Below are 16,142 nucleotides of genomic sequence, written 5' to 3'. Positions count from 1 at the left end.
GTGACCGAGCAGAGCGACCGGACCGACACCGCGTACGAAGACCCGTACCTGATCATCTCCTCCGACTGCCACGCGGGGCTGCCCACCGAGCGGTACCGCCCCTACCTCGACTCCCGCTTCCACCGCCAGTTCGACGAGTTCCTCGGCCGGCAGGGCGCCCGCCGCGAGGAGGCCACCCGGCTCGGCGTGCGCAACGAGGCCTTCGCCGAGAAGTGGTTCCACGACCACGAGGAAGGCCTCAAGGGCGGCTGGGACGCCACCCAGCGCCTCAAGGAACTCGACGGCGACGGCGTGGCCGCCGAGGTGGTCTTCCCCGACGCCGACGCGGTCGACAGCCAGACCGCCGCGCCCTTCGGCGTGGGCCTCGGCCTCTCCGGCGACCAGGACCCGGAGCTGGGCATGGCGGGCGCGCAGGCGCACAACCGCTGGCTGGCCGAGTTCGTCTCCCAGAACCCCGAACGCCACTGCGGGGTGGCGCTGCTCCCCATCACGGGCGAACCGGACCGGGTGGTCGCGGAGATCCACCGGGCCAGGGAGTCGGGGCTCGGCGCCCTGATGATCCCCTCCATGTGGGTGGACAAGGCGCCCTACCACGACCGCCGTTACGACCCCGTGTGGGCGGCGGCCGCCGAGACGGGGATGCCGGTCGTCACCCACTCGGGGGCCGCGCCCCGCCACGAGTACGGCGACCACCTCGGCATCTACGTCTCCGAGGTCACCTGGTGGCCCGCCCGCCCCCTCTGGTTCCTGCTGTGGTCGGGGGTCTTCGAGCGGCACCCCGGCCTGAAGTTCGGCGTCGCCGAGTCCGGCTGCTGGTGGCTGCCCAACCAGCTGTGGTTCATGGACCGGCTCTACCTCGGCGCGCACGGCGGCAAGAAGCTCTCGCCCTTCGCGGAGCTGAAGCGGCCGCCCAGCGAGTACCTGGACCGGCAGGTCTTCGTCTGCGCGACCAACACCAAGCGCCGGGAGCTGGCGCAGCGCTACGAGATCGGGGTGGACAACATCCTGTGGGGCTCGGACTTCCCGCACCCCGAGGGCACCTGGCCGAACACCCGCGGCTGGCTGAAGAACACCTTCCACGACATCCCGGTCGACGAGACCCGCCGGATGCTGGGGCTGGCCGCCGCCGAGGTCTTCGGCTTCGACACCGCCGCCCTCGCCCCGCTGGCCCGCCGGATCGGCCCGACCCCGGCCGAGCTGGGCCAGGACTCCGACCAGGCGGCCGTGGCGGCTTCCTGGTCCCGCTCCCGCGAGGTCGGCCGGCACTGGCTGACCGACCACGACTTCCCCGTCCTGGGGGTGGCCGGATGACCGCCGACGGGGACCGCTACACGGTCATCTCGGCGGACTGCCACGCGGGCGCCGACCTCCTCGACTACAAGCCGTACCTGGAGAAGCGGTACCACGACGAGTTCGACGCCTGGGCCGCCTCGTACGTGAACCCCTACGAGGACCTCCTCGCCGACACCGCCGACCGGAACTGGAACTCCGGGCGCCGGCTGGCCGAACTGGAGGCGGACGGGATCGTCGCGGAGGTGCTCTTCCCGAACACCATCCCGCCCTTCTTCCCCAAGGCCTCCCTGATGGCCCAGCCGCCCACCGCCGGGGAGTACGCGCTGCGCTGGGCCGGGCTCCAGGCGCACAACCGCTGGCTGGCCGACTTCTGCGCGGCCGCGCCGGGGCGGCGGGCCGGGGTGGTCCAGATCCTCCTGAACGACGTCGACGCGGCGGTCGCGGAGATCCGGCGCACCAAGGCGGCGGGCCTGACCGGCGGGATCCTGCTGCCGGGCGTCCCGCCCGGCTCGCCGGTCCCCGAGCTGTACTCGGCGGCGTACGACCCGATCTGGGCGGTCTGCGACGAGCTGGACGTCCCGGTCAACCACCACGGCGGCTCCGCCTCGCCGCCGCTGGGGGACGAACCGGCGGCGCGCGCGGTCTTCATGGTGGAGACCACCTGGTTCTCGCACCGCGCCCTGTGGCACCTGGTCTTCGGCGGGGCCTTCCGGCGCCACCCGGGCCTCAAGCTGGTCCTGACGGAGCAGGGTTCCGGCTGGATCCCGGGCGTCCTGGACATGCTGGACTACTACCACGGCCGCCTGGTGAACGCCGCGGCCCGGGCGTCCACCGCGGAGTCCAAGTTCGGCGCGGGCCTGGCCGACTCCATGGGCAAGGGCCCGAGCGAGGTCTGGCGGGACAACTGCTTCGTGGGCGCCAGCTTCATGCGCCCCCACGAGGTCCCGCTGCGGGACCGGATCGGCCTCGACAAGATCATGTGGGGCAGTGACTACCCCCACGACGAGGGCACCACCCCCTACTCCCGCGAAGGCCTCCGCATCGCCTACGCGGGCCTCCCGCGCGCCGAGGTCGCGGCCATGGCCGGGGGCAACGCCGCCCGGGTGTACGGCTTCGACCTGCCGTTCCTGGACGCGCTGGCCGCGCGGCACGGCCCGCTCGTCTCGGAGATCGCCGAGCCCCTGACGGAGGTCCCGCCCCAGGCCACCAGCCCGGCCTTCGCCCGCGGCGCCTCGGTGCGCGTCTGGTAGCGCGGGGAGACCCGCCCCGGGGCGGGTCGGGCCGGACGGCTCCGAGCCGCCCCGGGGTACCGCGGGTAACACCGATGAATACCGATCGGTAACAACATCTAGCGGGCCGGTGGAAGGCGCCTCTATGGTGCGGTCATGCCGAACCTGCCCGATGTCGTGCTGTGGTCCATACCTGCCTTCGTGCTGCTCACGGTGGTGGAGCTGGTGAGCTACCGGCTCCATCCCGACGAGGACGCCGCCGGGTACGAGGCCAAGGACGCCGTCACCAGTCTCGGCATGGGGATCGGCAGCCTCGCCTTCGACTTCCTCTGGAAGATCCCGATCGCCCTGATCTACGCGGCGGTCTACGAACTGACCCCGCTGCGCGTCCCGGTGCTGTGGTGGACCGTGCCGCTGATGCTGCTCGTGCAGGACTTCCTCTACTACTGGCAGCACCGCGGCCACCACGTCATCCGCATCCTCTGGGCGTGCCACGTGGTGCACCACAGCAGCCGCAAGTTCAACCTCACCACCGCGCTGCGCCAGCCCTGGACCAGCTGGACCTCCTGGCCGTTCTACCTGCCGATGATCGCCCTCGGCGTGCACCCGGCCGCCGTCGCCTTCTGCTACTCGGTCAACCTCGTCTACCAGTTCTGGATCCACACCGAGCGCATCGGCAAGCTGCCCCGGCCCGTCGAGTACGTCTTCAACACCCCCTCCCACCACCGCGTCCACCACGCCTCGCAGGGCGGCTACCTGGACCGCAACTTCGCCGGGATCCTGATCGTCTGGGACCGGATCTTCGGCTCCTGGGTGGGGGAGACCGACCGGCCCGAGTTCGGCCTCACCAAGAACATCGCGACCTACAACCCGCTGCGGGTGGCCACGCACGAGTACGCCGCGATCGCCCGGGACGTCCGGGCCGCCACCAGCTGGCGCGAGCGCGCGGGGCGGGTCTTCCGCGGACCGGGCTGGCAGCCGGCCGCGGCCGGAACTCCGGCGTCCGCCGCCTCCGCTGCCACCGTCCCCGCCCCCGCTTCCGCCACCGTCCCCGCCCCCGCTTCCGCCGAGCCCGCCGCGTGAGCGGCGTCCCCGGCCGCTGGGCGCCCGGGCCCGCCGCCCTCCTCGGCTTCGCCGTCGCCACCGCCGCCGACCTGGGGTCCCTGCTCGCCGGCTGGCACACCGGGCACCTGCTCTTCAAGCCGCTCCTGATGCCGCTGCTCATCGGCTGGGCGCTCACCCGCGGCGCGCCCCGGCCGCTGGTCGCCGCGCTGGCCTTCGGCTGGGGCGGGGACCTCGCGCTGCTCTTCGACGCCGAGGCCGCCTTCCTCGTCGGCATGGGTTCCTTCGCCGCCGGGCACGTCTGCTACCTGGTGCTCTTCGGGCGGCGGCCGTCCTCCCCGCTCGCCGGGGCCGCGTACGGGCTCGCGCTCGCCGGGACCGTCTCGCTGCTGTGGGGCGACCTCCCGGCCGGCCTGCGGATCCCGGTCGCCGGATACAGCCTGCTGCTGACCGCGATGGCCTGGCGGTCCGGGGCCCTGGGCCGGTGGGCCGGGCTGGGCGGGGCGCTGTTCCTGCTCTCCGACACGCTGATCGCCACCGGGGTCGCCGGGTGGCCGCAGCCGCCCCGCCCCGACTTCTGGATCATGGCGACGTACGCGGCGGCGCAGTACCTGCTGGCCGCGGGAGCACTGGCGGATCACCGGGCGTACCGTAGGGAAGTCGTACCAGTCTGACCGTTCCGGCCACTCTGCCCCCGCGTCACCGAAGGACCGCACCATGCGCGCCACCGTCATCCATGCCCCGCACGACATCCGCGTGGAGGAGGTGCCCGACGCCGCGGTCCAGCGGCCCGAAGACGCCGTCGTGCGCGTGCTGCGCGCCTGCATCTGCGGCAGCGACCTGTGGGCCTACCGGGGCGAGGCCAAGCGCCAGCCGGGCCAGCGCATCGGGCACGAGTTCCTCGGCATCGTCGAGGAGACCGGCTCCGCCGTCTCCGGGCTGCGCGCGGGCGACCTCGTCGTGGCCCCCTTCATGTGGTCCGACGGCACCTGCGACTACTGCGTCGAGGGCCTGCACACCTCCTGCGTGCACGGCGGCTTCTGGGGCTCGGTGGGCTTCGACGGCGGCCAGGGCGAAGCGGTCCGCGTCCCGTACGCCGACGGCACCCTGGTGAAGCTGCCCGCCGCGGCCGCTTCCGACGAGCACCTGCTCACCGGGCTGCTCGCCCTGTCGGACGTGATGGGCACCGGCCACCACGCAGCCCTGGGCGCGGGCGTCCGCCAGGGCTCCACGGTCGCCGTCGTGGGCGACGGCGCGGTCGGCCTCTGCGGGGTCCTGGCGGCCAAGCGCCTCGGCGCCGAGCGGATCATCGCACTGGGCCGCCACTCCGCCCGTACCGACATCGCCAAGCTCTTCGGGGCCACCGACGTGGTCGCCGAGCGCGGCGAGGCCGCCGAGGCGGCGGTGCGCGAGCTGACCGGTGGTCAGGGCGCGCACGCGGTCATCGAGGCCGTCGGCACCGAGCAGTCCATGCGCACCGCCGTGAACATCACCCGCGACGGCGGGGCCGTCGGTTACGTCGGCGTGCCGCACGGCAGCGGTACGGGCCTGGACCTCGGCGTCATGTTCGACCGGAACATCACCCTGCGCGGCGGGGTGGCCCCGGTCCGCGCCTACATCCCCGAGCTGCTGGCCGACGTGCTGAACGGCACGATCGACCCGGCGCCCGTGTTCGACCGGACCGTGGCCCTGGACCAGGTGCCGGACGGCTACCGCGCGATGGACGACCGCAGCGCGCTCAAGGTCATGATCAAGACCTGACCGCGCCGCCCGGCACGGGGGAGGGGCCGGACGGGGTGTTCCCCGCCCGGCCCCTCCGTCGTCCCCGCAGGGACCGGGCCGGCTACTTCACCGCGGCGAGGGCGTTGACCGCGCCCGCGCCGTAGTAACTCGTCTGCCCCCACTTGCTGGTGCAGGTGGCCGCGTCCACGAGGGCGCCCGTCGCGTCGTAGATCTTGTCCGGGCAGGTCTTCTTGTCCGCCTGCGCCTTCAGCAGCGCCTGGAGCTGCGACGGCGCGGCCCACGGGTGCGTGCTCTTGAGCAGGGCCAGGACGCCGACGACGTGCGGCGCCGCCATCGAGGTGCCCTGCTTGTAGCCGTAACCGCCGCCCGGCAGCGTGGACAGGACCCGCCCGTTGGCGTCCGGGGTGGCCGGGACCTGCCACTTGTCGCCGCCCGGCGCGCTCACGTCGGCCACGCCCAGCCCGTAACTGGAGTAGTACGAGCGCAGCCCCTGGTCACCGGTGGCCGTCACGGTCACCACGCCCGGCACCTGCGCGGGCAGGGACGGGCAGGCCTTGGGGTCGACGGTGCGCGGCACGGTGGTCGCGTCGTCCGGGCTGGTCTCGTCCAGGATCGAGGGCGCGGCCAGGTCCCAGTTCTCGTTGCCCGCCGCGGCCACGGTCAGGGTGCCCTTGCGCTCGGCGTACCGGCCGGCCCGGGTGACCGCCTCGACGAGGGCCTTCTGGTCGTCGTCCGTCTTGCAGTTGAAGTACCAGGGGTCCATGTAATAGCTGTTGTTCGTCACCGCGATGTGGTGCTCGGCGGCGAACACGAAGCCGCAGACCACCGCCTCGGCGTAGAACAGGTTGGTGCCGGGCTCGGCCACCTTGATGGCGGCGACCTTCACGCCGGGCGCCACGCCGCTGATGCCGATGCCGTTGCGGGCGGCCGCGATGGTCCCGGCCACGTGGGTGCCGTGGTCGCTGCCGTCGGCGTACGGGCGCCAGGCGCCCTCGGTGGTGTCGGCGGTCCCCCCGACGCAGTTGGCGGACTGCTCCTTGGAGAAGTTGGCCGCGAGGTCGGGGTGCGTGTCGTCGACGCCCGTGTCGATGACGCCCACGGTGACGTCCGGGCTGCCGTCGTTTATCTTGTGCGCCTGGTCGGCCTTGAGGGCCCGCAGGTCCCATTGGTTGGGCTCCAGGGGCTCCTCGCCCGGAGCGGCCTGCGCCGCCGCCTTCGCAGCGTCCGCGGCGCTGAGCTTCTGGGTGGTGCCCTCCTCGTCGGTCTGCACCGCCTTGAGCGGGGCCGTACGGGTGGCGCCCACCGAGACCACGAGCCCGCGCTGGGTGCGCAGGGCCTTGGCGAAGTCGGGGTTCTGGGAGTGCGCGATCACGACCCCGATCTGCTCGTAGGCCGTCACCACCGTGCCGCCGGCCCGCTCGACGGCCTTCTTCGCCTCCTTCACCGGGGCGTAGGCGGTCAGGTTCACCACGTACGACAGGTCCGGTCCCGTGGTGGTGGCGGGCTTGGCCGCGGCCGTCGTCCCCAGGGGCGCGGCGGAGGCCGCGACCGAGGGGAGGAAGGCGAGCGAGGCCGTGAGCACCAGGCCGACCGGCACGGCGAGCGCGCGCCGGCGGGCGGTTCCCAGATGAGCCATGGGTTCTCCACATCATCCGTGAAAAAGCCGTCGCGGCGCGGGTCGCGTCACGACGGGTTCATGACAGGTGAAGCTAGCGCCCGCGTTCCCGTCCGCGCCATCAGTTCGGGGAATCAATTCCCCCGTTCGCGCAATCGGCCCCGCCGCACCCGGGGACACCGATCCGGAACCCAACTCTCCACAGAATCGACGGGTGTTGAACCGTCCCGTCGCGCGAGCCGTGCCGTTGACAGGGGGGCCCGTCACGCCGCCCCCTCATGGAGGCCGTCCTGTCCGTCGGCCCCACCGCGCCCACATCCCAAGGAGAGCCGCCCGTGACCACGCAAGCAGCGCCGCCGCCCGACGGCGCACCCCCCGGGCCGGCCGGCTCCCCGAGCCGGGCGGTCCCCACGGCCCACGCCTTCGTCCAGGTGCAGCAGAGCGCGGAGTTCGCCGCTCTGCGCCGCTCGCACCGCTCCTTCGCCTTCCCGCTCACCATCGGGTTCATCGCCTGGTACCTGCTGTTCGTGTTCCTCTCGAACTACGCGGGCGGCTTCATGGGCACCAAGCTCTTCGGCAACGTCAACGTCGCCCTGGTCTTCGGCCTCGCCCAGTTCCTCAGCACCTTCCTCATCGCCTGGTTCTACTCGCGGCACGCGGCGGCGAAGCTCGACCCCAAGGCCGAGGCCATCAAGTCCCGCATGGAGGACGACGCATGAGCAGCTCCGCCGTCATCCAGCTCGCCGCCTCCTCGACCACCGAGCACCGGCCGCTGATCATCACCCTCTTCGCGGTCTTCGTCGCCGCGACCCTCGCCATCACCGTCTGGGCCGGACGCCAGACCAAGAGCGCCTCCGACTTCTACGCGGGCGGCCGCCAGTTCAGCGCCTTCCAGAACGGGCTCGCGGTCTCGGGCGACTACATGTCCGCCGCGTCCTTCCTCGGCATCGCCGGAGCCATCGCTCTCTTCGGCTACGACGGCTTCCTCTACTCCATCGGCTTCCTCGTCGCCTGGCTGGTGGCCCTGCTCCTGGTCGCCGAACCGCTGCGCAACGCCGGCCGCTACACCATGGGCGACGTGCTCGCCTTCCGGATGCGCCAGCGCCCGGTCCGCACGGCCGCGGGCGCCTCCACCATCGTCGTCTCGATCTTCTACCTGCTCGCGCAGATGGCGGGCGCGGGCGTCCTGGTCTCGCTGCTCCTCGGCATCACCAGCGACGCGGGCAAGATCCTCATCGTCGCGCTGGTCGGCGTCCTGATGATCCTGTACGTCACGATCGGCGGCATGAAGGGCACCACCTGGGTGCAGATGGTCAAGGCGGTGCTGCTCATCGCGGGCGCCCTGCTGATGACCGTCATGGTGCTGTGGAAGTTCCACTTCAACGTCTCCGACCTGCTCGGCGCGGCCGCCGAGAAGAGCGGCAAGGACGGCTTCCTGGAGCCCGGCCTGAAGTACGGCGCGACCGGCACCTCCAAACTGGACTTCCTCTCGCTCGGTCTGGCCCTGGTCCTCGGCACCGCCGGCCTGCCGCACATCCTGATCCGCTTCTACACCGTGCCCACCGCGAAGGCCGCCCGTAAGTCCGTGAACTGGGCCATCGGCATCATCGGCGCCTTCTACCTGATGACCATCGCGCTCGGCTTCGGCGCGGCGGCCCTCATCGGGCCGAAGGAGATCAAGGCGAAGAACCCGGCCGGCAACGCGGCCGCCCCGCAGCTCGCCGAGTACCTGGGCGGCGTCGGCACCACCGGCGGCGCGGTCATGCTCGCCGTCATCTCGGCGGTCGCCTTCGCCACCATCCTCGCCGTGGTCGCGGGCCTCACCCTCGCCTCCTCCTCGTCCTTCGCGCACGACATCTACGCGAACGTGATCCGCAAGGGGAAGGCCACGGAGAAGGAGGAGATGCGGGCCGCGCGCTGGGCCACGGTCTTCATCGGCGCGGTCGCCATCCTGCTCGGCGCCTTCGCCCGCGACATGAACGTGGCCGGCCTGGTCGCCCTCGCCTTCGCGGTCGCCGCCTCCGCCAATCTGCCGACGATCCTCTACAGCCTTTTCTGGAAGCGCTTCACCACCGGGGGCGCGCTGTGGTCCATCTACGGTGGCCTGATCTCGTCGGTCGTCCTGGTGCTGTTCTCGCCCGTCGTGTCCGGCAAGCCCACCTCCATGTTCAAGAACGCGGACTTCTACTGGTTCCCGCTGGAGAACCCGGGCCTGATCTCCATCCCCCTCGGCTTCCTCCTCGGCTGGCTGGGCACCCTGCTGTCCCGGGAGCCCGCCGACGCCGAGAAGTTCGCGGAACTGGAGGTCCGGTCCCTGACCGGCACCGGCGCCCACTGACCTCGGGCTCCCGCCGAAGGACCGAACACCCGGCGTGGCCGTGTCGTACTTCCCTACGACACGGTCACGCCACCTCTGGTTCCTTTGGGCCGCCCTACGGGGCGCGGGTGTCGCGTAGGCTCGAATACAACGCCCGCACCCATACGGAGCAGGCGTGCACCTCTACAACACCGGACAGGGGAGGGGGCCCACCGTGCTCATCGACACCTTCGGCCGCGTGGCTACTGACCTGCGCGTCTCACTCACCGACCGGTGCAACCTGCGCTGCACGTACTGCATGCCCGAAGAGGGACTGCAGTGGCTGGGCAAGCCGGACCTGCTCACCGACGACGAGATCGTCCGGCTGATCCGCATCGCCGTCACCAGCCTGGGCATCACCGAGGTCCGCTTCACCGGCGGCGAACCGCTGCTGCGCCCCGGCCTCGTCGGGATCGTCGAGCGGTGCGCGGCCCTGGAGCCGCGCCCCAGGATGTCCCTCACCACCAACGGCATCGGCCTCAAGCGCACCGCCGCGGCCCTCAAGGCCGCCGGCCTGGACCGCGTGAACGTATCGCTGGACACCCTGCGGCCCGAGGTCTTCAAGACCCTCACCCGCCGCGACCGGCACGAGGACGTCATCGAGGGCATGGCCGCGGCGCGCGACGCGGGCCTCACCCCGGTGAAGGTCAACGCCGTCCTGATGCCGGGCCTGAACGACGACGAGGCTCCCGACCTGCTCGCCTGGGCCGTCGAGAACGCCTACGAGCTGCGCTTCATCGAGCAGATGCCGCTCGACGCCCAGCACGGCTGGAAGCGCGACGGCATGATCACCGCCGGCGACATCCTCCAGTCGCTGCGCACCCGCTTCACGCTCACCGAGGAAGGCGCCGACGAGCGCGGCTCCGCCCCGGCCGAGCGCTGGGTCGTCGACGGCGGCCCGGCCACCGTCGGCGTGATCGCCTCCGTCACCCGGCCGTTCTGCGGCGCCTGCGACCGCACCCGGCTCACCGCGGACGGCCAGATCCGTACGTGCCTGTTCGCCACCGAGGAGTCCGACCTGCGCGCCGCCCTGCGCTCGGGCGTCCCGGACGAGGAGATCGCCCGCCTGTGGAAGGTGGCGATGTGGGGCAAGAAGGCCGGTTCCGGCCTCGACGACCCCTCCTTCCTCCAGCCCGACCGCCCCATGTCGGCGATCGGCGGCTAGAGGCCGGACCCGCAGGTCGGCGGAGGGCTCGGAGCGCGGTCGTCAGGACGGCCGCTCCGAGCCCTCCGGCTGTACCCACTCGTCGAACTTCACGACGTCCTTGAGGAAACCGCGCACGCTCAGGAACCGGCTCAGGTGCTCCCGGTGCTCCTCGCAGGAGAGCCAGGTCTTGCGCCGCTCCGGCGTGTGCAGCTTCGGGTTGTTCCACGCCAGGACCCACACGGCGGCGTCGCGGCAGCCCTTGCCGGAACAGGTGGGGTTTTCGTTCGCATCAGGGGAGTTCACAGCCTCAACCCTACAAACCACGCGAACGGAAGGGCGACGCCGAGCAGCCACGGGGGGAGCTGCCCGGCGTCGGTCCGTCGCTCCGACGGGGGATGCGGAGCGCGTAGGCAGTATGTCACGCACGACCCGGTGCGGTGCACCGGAACTTCATGATTGATCTGAGCTTTTCTTGAGGTTTCCCGCCTCCAGCGCGGGGCGCACGGGCGCCGCGAGGAAGTGCGAGGGCAGCGAGGGCGCCGACTCGCGCCCCGCGTTGGCGATGACCACGGCAACGTAGGGCAGCAGCGCCCCTAGCACCAGCGTCACGATCGCCACGGGCCGTTCCACGTTCCACAGGATGACGGTCAGGAGCACCGACAGCGTCCGGATCCCCATCGAGATCACGTACCGGCGCTCACGGCCCCGGACGTCTTCCGCGAGACCTTTGCGCGCTCCGGTGATCCGGAAGACCTCGGTCCCGTTCCGCTTCTTGCGCAGCACGTTCCACCACCCGATCCACCGCCGGACACCTCCCGGTCCGGACCCTTCCACGGTACGCGGCCCGCTTCGCGGCGGGGAGGGCGGGTATCGCCCGAATGGAACCACCGACGTGCGGACCGCGCGGACCGCCCCGAGACTGGCCTGACATGCGCACACCGCGCCACGAGGAGGCGACATGCATTGGTTGTGGGCGATCATCGTCGGATTCGTCCTGGGCCTGATAGCCCGGGCGATCCTTCCCGGGAAGCAGCACCAGCCGCTGTGGCTGACCACCATCTTCGGCATCGTCGGTGCCATTCTCGGCAACGCCGTCGCGGGCTGGATCGGTGTGCACGACACCCGGGGCATCGACTGGATCCGCCACCTGCTCCAGCTGGCCGGCGCCGTCGTGGTCGTCGGACTCGGCGACATGATCTACATGGCGCTCAGGGGCAACAAGCGGCAGGTGACCTGAGCGACGCCGCGCGCGAAGCGCACGCGCGCGACCCGGCGGCGCGGCCCCGGGGCACGACGGAGGGGCCGGTACGGACCGTGCGTCCGTACCGGCCCCTCCGTCGTGTCACCGTGCAGTGGTACGGGCGGTCAGCCCGTGACCTCGACCGCGGCCAGATTCTTCTTGCCGCGGCGCAGCACGAGCCAGCGCCCGTGCAGCAGGTCCGCCTCGGCGGGCACCGCGTCCTCGGCGGTGACCTTGACGTTGTTCACGTAGGCCCCGCCCTCCTTGACCGTGCGCCGCCCGGCCGACTTGCTGGCGACCAGGCCGGTCTCGACCAGCAGGTCGACGACCGGCGCCAGGCCGGAGACCTCGGCGCGCGGCAGCTCGGACAGGGCCGCGGCCAGCGTGGCCTCGTCCAGGTCCGTCAGCTCGCCCTGGCCGAACAGCGCCTTCGACGCGGCGATCACCCCGGCGCACTGGTCCGCGCCGTGCACCAGCGTCGTCAGCTCCTCCGCCAGAGCGCGCTGCGCGGCGCGCGCCTGCGGACGCTCGGCGGTCTGCGCCTCCAGCTCCTCCAGCTCCTCGCGGGACCGGAAGGAAAGGATCCGCATGTAGGTGGAGATGTCGCGGTCGTCCACGTTCAGCCAGAACTGGTAGAACGCGTACGGCGTGGTCATCTCCGGGTCGAGCCAGACGGCGCCGCTCTCGGACTTGCCGAACTTGGTGCCGTCCGCCTTCACCATCAGCGGCGTGGCCAGCGCGTGGACCTGCGCCTGCGGCTCCAGCCGGTGGATCAGGTCGAGCCCGGCCGTCAGGTTGCCCCACTGGTCGGAGCCGCCCTGCTGGAGGGTGCAGCCGTAGCGCCGGTACAGCTCCAGGAAGTCCATGCCCTGGAGCAGCTGGTAGCTGAACTCGGTGTAGCTGATGCCCTGGTCGGACTCCAGGCGCCGGGCGACGGAGTCCTTCGTCAGCATCTTGTTGACGCGGAAGTGCTTGCCGATGTCCCGCAGGAACTCGATGGCGGACAGGCCCGCCGTCCAGTCCAGGTTGTTGACCATGACCGCGGCGTTCTCGCCCTCGAAGGACAGGAACGGCTCGATCTGCGTGCGCAGCCGGTTCACCCAGTTCGCGACCGTCTCCGGGTCGTTCAGGGTGCGCTCGGCCGTGGGGCGCGGGTCACCGATCTGACCGGTGGCCCCGCCGACCAGCGCCAGCGGCCGGTGCCCGGCCTGCTGGAGCCTGCGGACGGTCAGCACCTGCACCAGGTGTCCCACGTGCAGCGAGGCCGCGGTCGGGTCGAAACCGCAATAGAAGGTGACCGGACCGTCCGCGAACGCCTTGCTCAGCGCTTCTTCGTCGGTGGACTGGGCGAACAGCCCGCGCCACTTCAGTTCGTCGACGATGTCCGTCACGGTCTCTCGACTCCTTCGGTGTCTCACACATGCTGTGGTCAGTCTAGGTGGGTCAGACGCCCTGGCTGACCGAGCTCATGTTGAAGTCCGGGATCCGCAGGGCGGGCATGGCGGTCCGGGTGAAGTAGTCGTTCCACTCGCGCGGCAGGGTCTTCTCGGTCCGCCCGGCCTCGCTGGCCCGCGAGAGCAGGTCCACCGGCGACTCGTTGAAGCGGAAGTTGTTGACCTCGCCCACGACCTGGCCGTTCTCCACGAGGTAGACCCCGTCCCGGGTCAGCCCGGTGAGCAGCAGCGTCGCCGGGTCCACCTCGCGGATGTACCAGAGGCAGGTCAGCAGCAGGCCGCGTTCGGTCGCCGCCACCATCTCCTCCAGCGACTTCTCGCCGCCGCCCTCCAGGATCAGGTTCCCGAAGCCCGGCGCCGTCGGCAGCCCGGTCAGGGCCGCGCTGTGCCGGGTCGTGGTCAGCCGCGACAGCTCGCCGCCGCTGATCCACTCGGTGGCGGGCACCGGCAGGCCGTTGTCGAAGACCGACGCGTCGTCGCCCGAGCTGTGCGCGATCACGAACGGCGCGGACTCCAGACCCGGCGCGTTCGGGTCGCTGCGCAGGGTCAGCGGCAGACCGGAGATCCGCTCGCCGACCCGGGTGCCGCCGCCGGGCCGGGAGAAGACGGTCCGGCCCTCGACCGCGTCCCGGGCCGCCGCCGACCACATCTGGTAGATCAGCAGGTCCGCCACGGCGGTGGGCGGGAGCAGGGTCTCGTACCGCCCGGCGGGCAGCTCGATCTTCCGCTCGGCCCAGCCGAGGCGTACGGCGAGCTCCGCGTCCAGCGCGGTCGGGTCGACGTCCTTGAAGTCCCGGGTGGCGCGTCCGGCCCAGGCGGACCGGCTGCGGTCCGGGGACTTCGCGTTGACCTCCAGGGTGCCGGTGGGCTGGTCGTGCCGCAGCCGCAGGCCCGTGGAGGTGCCGACGTAGGTGGAGACCATCGTGTGGTGCGCGAAGCCGTACAGCTCGCGCCCGCCCGCCCGCGCCCGGGCGAAGGCCTCGCCCAGCGCCGGGGCGAAGTCCCCGAAGACCGCCGAGGAGGTCTCGGCCGGCCCGTCGGTGAAGTCGGGCGAGGCCGGTGTGCCGGTGACCAGGGGCTGGGCGTCCTCGGCCGGGCCCGCGCCGCGGGCCGCCGCCTCGGCCGCGCGCACCAGCGGCTCCAGCTCCTCGGCGGTGACGGCGGAGCGCGAGACGACCCCCGAGGCCGTGCCCTCCCTGCCGTCCACCGTGGCGATGACCGTGAGGGTGCGGCCGCGGGTGACACCGTTCGTGGTCAGGGCGTTGCCCGCCCAGCGCAGGTTCGCGCTCGACTCCTCGTCGGCGATGACGACGCATCCGTCGGCGGTGGACAGCTCCAGTGCCCGCTCGACGATCTCGTGGGGCTTGGTACGGATCGGCATCAGCGTCCGGCCTCCTGCGTGGTGTTGAGGATGTTCACGTTGCGGAACAGCGCGGAGGGGCAGCCGTGCGAGACGGCCGCGACCTGCCCGGGCTGGGCCTTGCCGCAGTTGAAGGCGCCGCCCAGGACGTAGGTCTGCGGGCCGCCGACCTTCTCCATCGAACCCCAGAAGTCGGTGGTGGTGGCCTGGTAGGCGACGTCGCGCAGCTGCCCGGCCAGCCGGCCGTTCTCGATCCGGAAGAACCGCTGCCCGGTGAACTGGAAGTTGTAGCGCTGCATGTCGATCGACCAGGAACGGTCGCCCACCACGTAGATCCCGCGCTCGACCCCGCCGATCAGGTCCTCGGTGGAGAGCCCGCCCGGATCCGGCTGGAGCGACACGTTCGCCATCCGCTGCACCGGCACGTGGCCGGGGGAGTCCGCGTAGGCGCAGCCGTTGGAGCGGCCGAGCCCGGTCAGCTTCGCGATCCGCCGGTCCAGCTGGTAGCCGACCAGGGTGCCGTCCTTGACCAGGTCCCAGCTCTGCGCCTCGACGCCCTCGTCGTCGTAGCCGACCGTGGCCAGCCCGTGGGGCGCGGTGCGGTCCCCCGTCACGTTCATGATCGAGGAGCCGTACGTCAGCTTGTTCAGCTGGTCGAAGGTGGCGAAGGAGGTCCCCGCGTACGCCGCCTCGTACCCCAGCGCCCGGTCCAGCTCGGTTGCGTGCCCGATGGACTCGTGGATGGTGAGCCACAGGTTCGACGGGTCGACCACCAGGTCGTAGCGCCCGGCGCGCACGCTCGGCGCGCGCATCTTCTCGGCCAGCAGCTCCGGGATCTGCTCCAGTTCGGAGTCCCAGTCCCAGCCGGTGCCCGTCAGGTACTCCCAGCCGCGTCCGGCGGGCGGGGCGATGGTCCGCATCGAGTCGAACTCGCCGGTCTCCCCGTCCACCGCGACCGCCGTGAGCTGCGGATGGATCCGGACCCGCTGCTGCGTCGTGACCGTCCCGGCCGTGTCCGCGTAGAACTTGTTCTCGTGCACGGCGAGCAGCGAAGCGTCCACGTGCGCCACGCCCCCGGCCCGCAGCAGACGGGCGCTGAAGTCGGCGAGCAGCGCCGCCTTCTCCTCGTCCGCCACCTCGAAGGGGTTCACCTCGTAGGCCGAGACCCAGGTGCGGTCGGCGTGCACCGGCTCGTCGGCGAGCTCCACCCTCCCCCCGCTACCGCCGGGGGCGCCCCCGGTCGGACCGGCGGCCTTGATCACCTTCGCCGAGAGCTGCGCCATCGCCACGGCCTGCGAGGCCACCTTGGCGGCGCCGTCCATCGTGAGGTCCACGCCGGAGGCGAAGCCCCAGCTCCCGCCGTGCACCACGCGGACCGCGTAGCCGAGGTCGGTGGTGTCGGAGCCGCCCGACGGCTTGGCGTCCCGCTGGCGCCAGGAGGCGCTGCGGATCCGCTCCAGCCGGAAGTCGGCGTGGTCGGAGCCCAGTGCGCGGGCCCGGGCGAGGGCCGCATCGGCCAGCGCCCGCAAGGGCAGCGCGGCGAATGCCGCGTCGATGGAATGGGGCACGGACGTCCTCCCGTGGTGCGGATCGGTTGCCCCGATCATGTCGCGCCGGGGCCCGCACTGCCTACCGCTTTCTGT

The 16,142-nt window shown here is 71.9% G+C and carries 15 protein-coding genes; 9 read left to right on the top strand and 6 right to left on the bottom strand.

What is annotated here, in order from left to right; all coding sequences use genetic code 11:
* From ABZY31_RS13970 to ABZY31_RS13950, 5 genes are all read left to right on the top strand, one after another.
* Nucleotides 1-1,311: an amidohydrolase family protein gene (locus ABZY31_RS13970; RefSeq protein ID WP_356409082.1), complete on the top strand. Its 1,311-nt coding sequence runs from the start codon at nt 1-3 to the stop codon at nt 1,309-1,311.
* On the top strand, nt 1,308-2,543 hold the full coding sequence (locus tag ABZY31_RS13965) for an amidohydrolase family protein (protein ID WP_356409079.1): 1,236 nt from the start codon (nt 1,308-1,310) through the stop codon (nt 2,541-2,543). The genes ABZY31_RS13970 and ABZY31_RS13965 overlap by 4 nt, the downstream gene beginning before the upstream one ends.
* A gap of 135 nt (nt 2,544-2,678) precedes the next feature.
* Complete coding sequence (locus ABZY31_RS13960) at nt 2,679-3,605, top strand: sterol desaturase family protein (protein WP_356409076.1); 927 nt, start codon at nt 2,679-2,681, stop codon at nt 3,603-3,605.
* Nucleotides 3,602-4,258 (top strand): lysoplasmalogenase, encoded by a 657-nt coding sequence (locus tag ABZY31_RS13955; protein WP_356409074.1) that lies wholly within the window; start codon nt 3,602-3,604, stop codon nt 4,256-4,258. The genes ABZY31_RS13960 and ABZY31_RS13955 overlap by 4 nt, the downstream gene beginning before the upstream one ends.
* A gap of 43 nt (nt 4,259-4,301) precedes the next feature.
* Complete coding sequence (locus ABZY31_RS13950; protein ID WP_356409071.1) at nt 4,302-5,345, top strand: zinc-dependent alcohol dehydrogenase family protein; 1,044 nt, start codon at nt 4,302-4,304, stop codon at nt 5,343-5,345.
* Between the two features lie 82 nt (nt 5,346-5,427).
* Here the strand turns inward: ABZY31_RS13950 and ABZY31_RS13945 are convergent, their stop codons facing one another.
* A complete protein-coding gene (locus tag ABZY31_RS13945) occupies nt 5,428-6,963 on the bottom strand; it encodes a S8 family serine peptidase (RefSeq protein ID WP_356409068.1) in 1,536 nt (511 codons plus the stop codon).
* 314 nt (nt 6,964-7,277) lie between these two features.
* On the opposite strand from ABZY31_RS13945, the gene ABZY31_RS13940 reads away from it, so the two are divergent.
* The 3 genes from ABZY31_RS13940 (at nt 7,278) to moaA (ending at nt 10,463) form a co-directional block, all read left to right on the top strand.
* Complete coding sequence (locus ABZY31_RS13940; RefSeq protein ID WP_356409065.1) at nt 7,278-7,661, top strand: DUF485 domain-containing protein; 384 nt, start codon at nt 7,278-7,280, stop codon at nt 7,659-7,661.
* Nucleotides 7,658-9,280 (top strand): cation acetate symporter, encoded by a 1,623-nt coding sequence (locus tag ABZY31_RS13935; protein WP_356409062.1) that lies wholly within the window; start codon nt 7,658-7,660, stop codon nt 9,278-9,280. Before ABZY31_RS13940 ends, ABZY31_RS13935 begins: the two co-directional genes overlap by 4 nt.
* Nucleotides 9,281-9,473: 193 nt before the next feature.
* Entirely contained in the window at nt 9,474-10,463 is a 990-nt protein-coding gene (moaA, locus tag ABZY31_RS13930) for a GTP 3',8-cyclase MoaA (RefSeq protein ID WP_356409284.1), read from the top strand.
* A 42-nt stretch (nt 10,464-10,505) separates the two neighbouring features.
* Here the strand turns inward: moaA and ABZY31_RS13925 are convergent, their stop codons facing one another.
* Both ABZY31_RS13925 and ABZY31_RS13920 read right to left on the bottom strand, forming a co-directional pair.
* The gene (locus ABZY31_RS13925; RefSeq protein ID WP_356409060.1) at nt 10,506-10,748 is read right to left on the bottom strand and encodes a hypothetical protein; all 243 of its coding nucleotides are present in this window, start codon (nt 10,746-10,748) and stop codon (nt 10,506-10,508) included.
* A gap of 147 nt (nt 10,749-10,895) precedes the next feature.
* A complete protein-coding gene (locus ABZY31_RS13920) occupies nt 10,896-11,228 on the bottom strand; it encodes a DUF3099 domain-containing protein (RefSeq protein WP_356409057.1) in 333 nt (110 codons plus the stop codon).
* Between the two features lie 175 nt (nt 11,229-11,403).
* Here ABZY31_RS13920 and ABZY31_RS13915 point away from each other — a divergent pair, with 175 nt between their 5' ends.
* Nucleotides 11,404-11,682 (top strand): GlsB/YeaQ/YmgE family stress response membrane protein, encoded by a 279-nt coding sequence (locus tag ABZY31_RS13915; RefSeq protein ID WP_356409054.1) that lies wholly within the window; start codon nt 11,404-11,406, stop codon nt 11,680-11,682.
* A 128-nt stretch (nt 11,683-11,810) separates the two neighbouring features.
* Here ABZY31_RS13915 and tyrS read toward each other — a convergent pair whose 3' ends face one another.
* From tyrS to ABZY31_RS13900, 3 genes are read right to left on the bottom strand one after another with little or no spacing between them, the layout of a single operon-like run.
* Entirely contained in the window at nt 11,811-13,076 is a 1,266-nt protein-coding gene (tyrS, locus tag ABZY31_RS13910; RefSeq protein WP_356409052.1) for a tyrosine--tRNA ligase, read from the bottom strand.
* 52 nt (nt 13,077-13,128) lie between these two features.
* Nucleotides 13,129-14,520 carry a metallopeptidase TldD-related protein gene (locus ABZY31_RS13905; RefSeq protein ID WP_356409049.1) on the bottom strand — a complete coding sequence of 464 codons (1,392 nt, stop codon included), beginning with the start codon at nt 14,518-14,520 and terminating at the stop codon, nt 13,129-13,131.
* A complete protein-coding gene (locus ABZY31_RS13900) occupies nt 14,520-16,067 on the bottom strand; it encodes a TldD/PmbA family protein (protein WP_356409047.1) in 1,548 nt (515 codons plus the stop codon). The genes ABZY31_RS13905 and ABZY31_RS13900 overlap by 1 nt, the downstream gene beginning before the upstream one ends.
* Nucleotides 16,068-16,142 lie beyond the last annotated feature (75 nt).

The organism is Streptomyces sp. NPDC006529 (genome assembly GCF_040611795.1).
GTDB lineage: Bacteria > Actinomycetota > Actinomycetes > Streptomycetales > Streptomycetaceae > Streptomyces.
The sequence above is the reverse complement of the archived record's forward strand: the minus strand, read 5'-3'. Positions and strand labels throughout refer to the sequence as shown.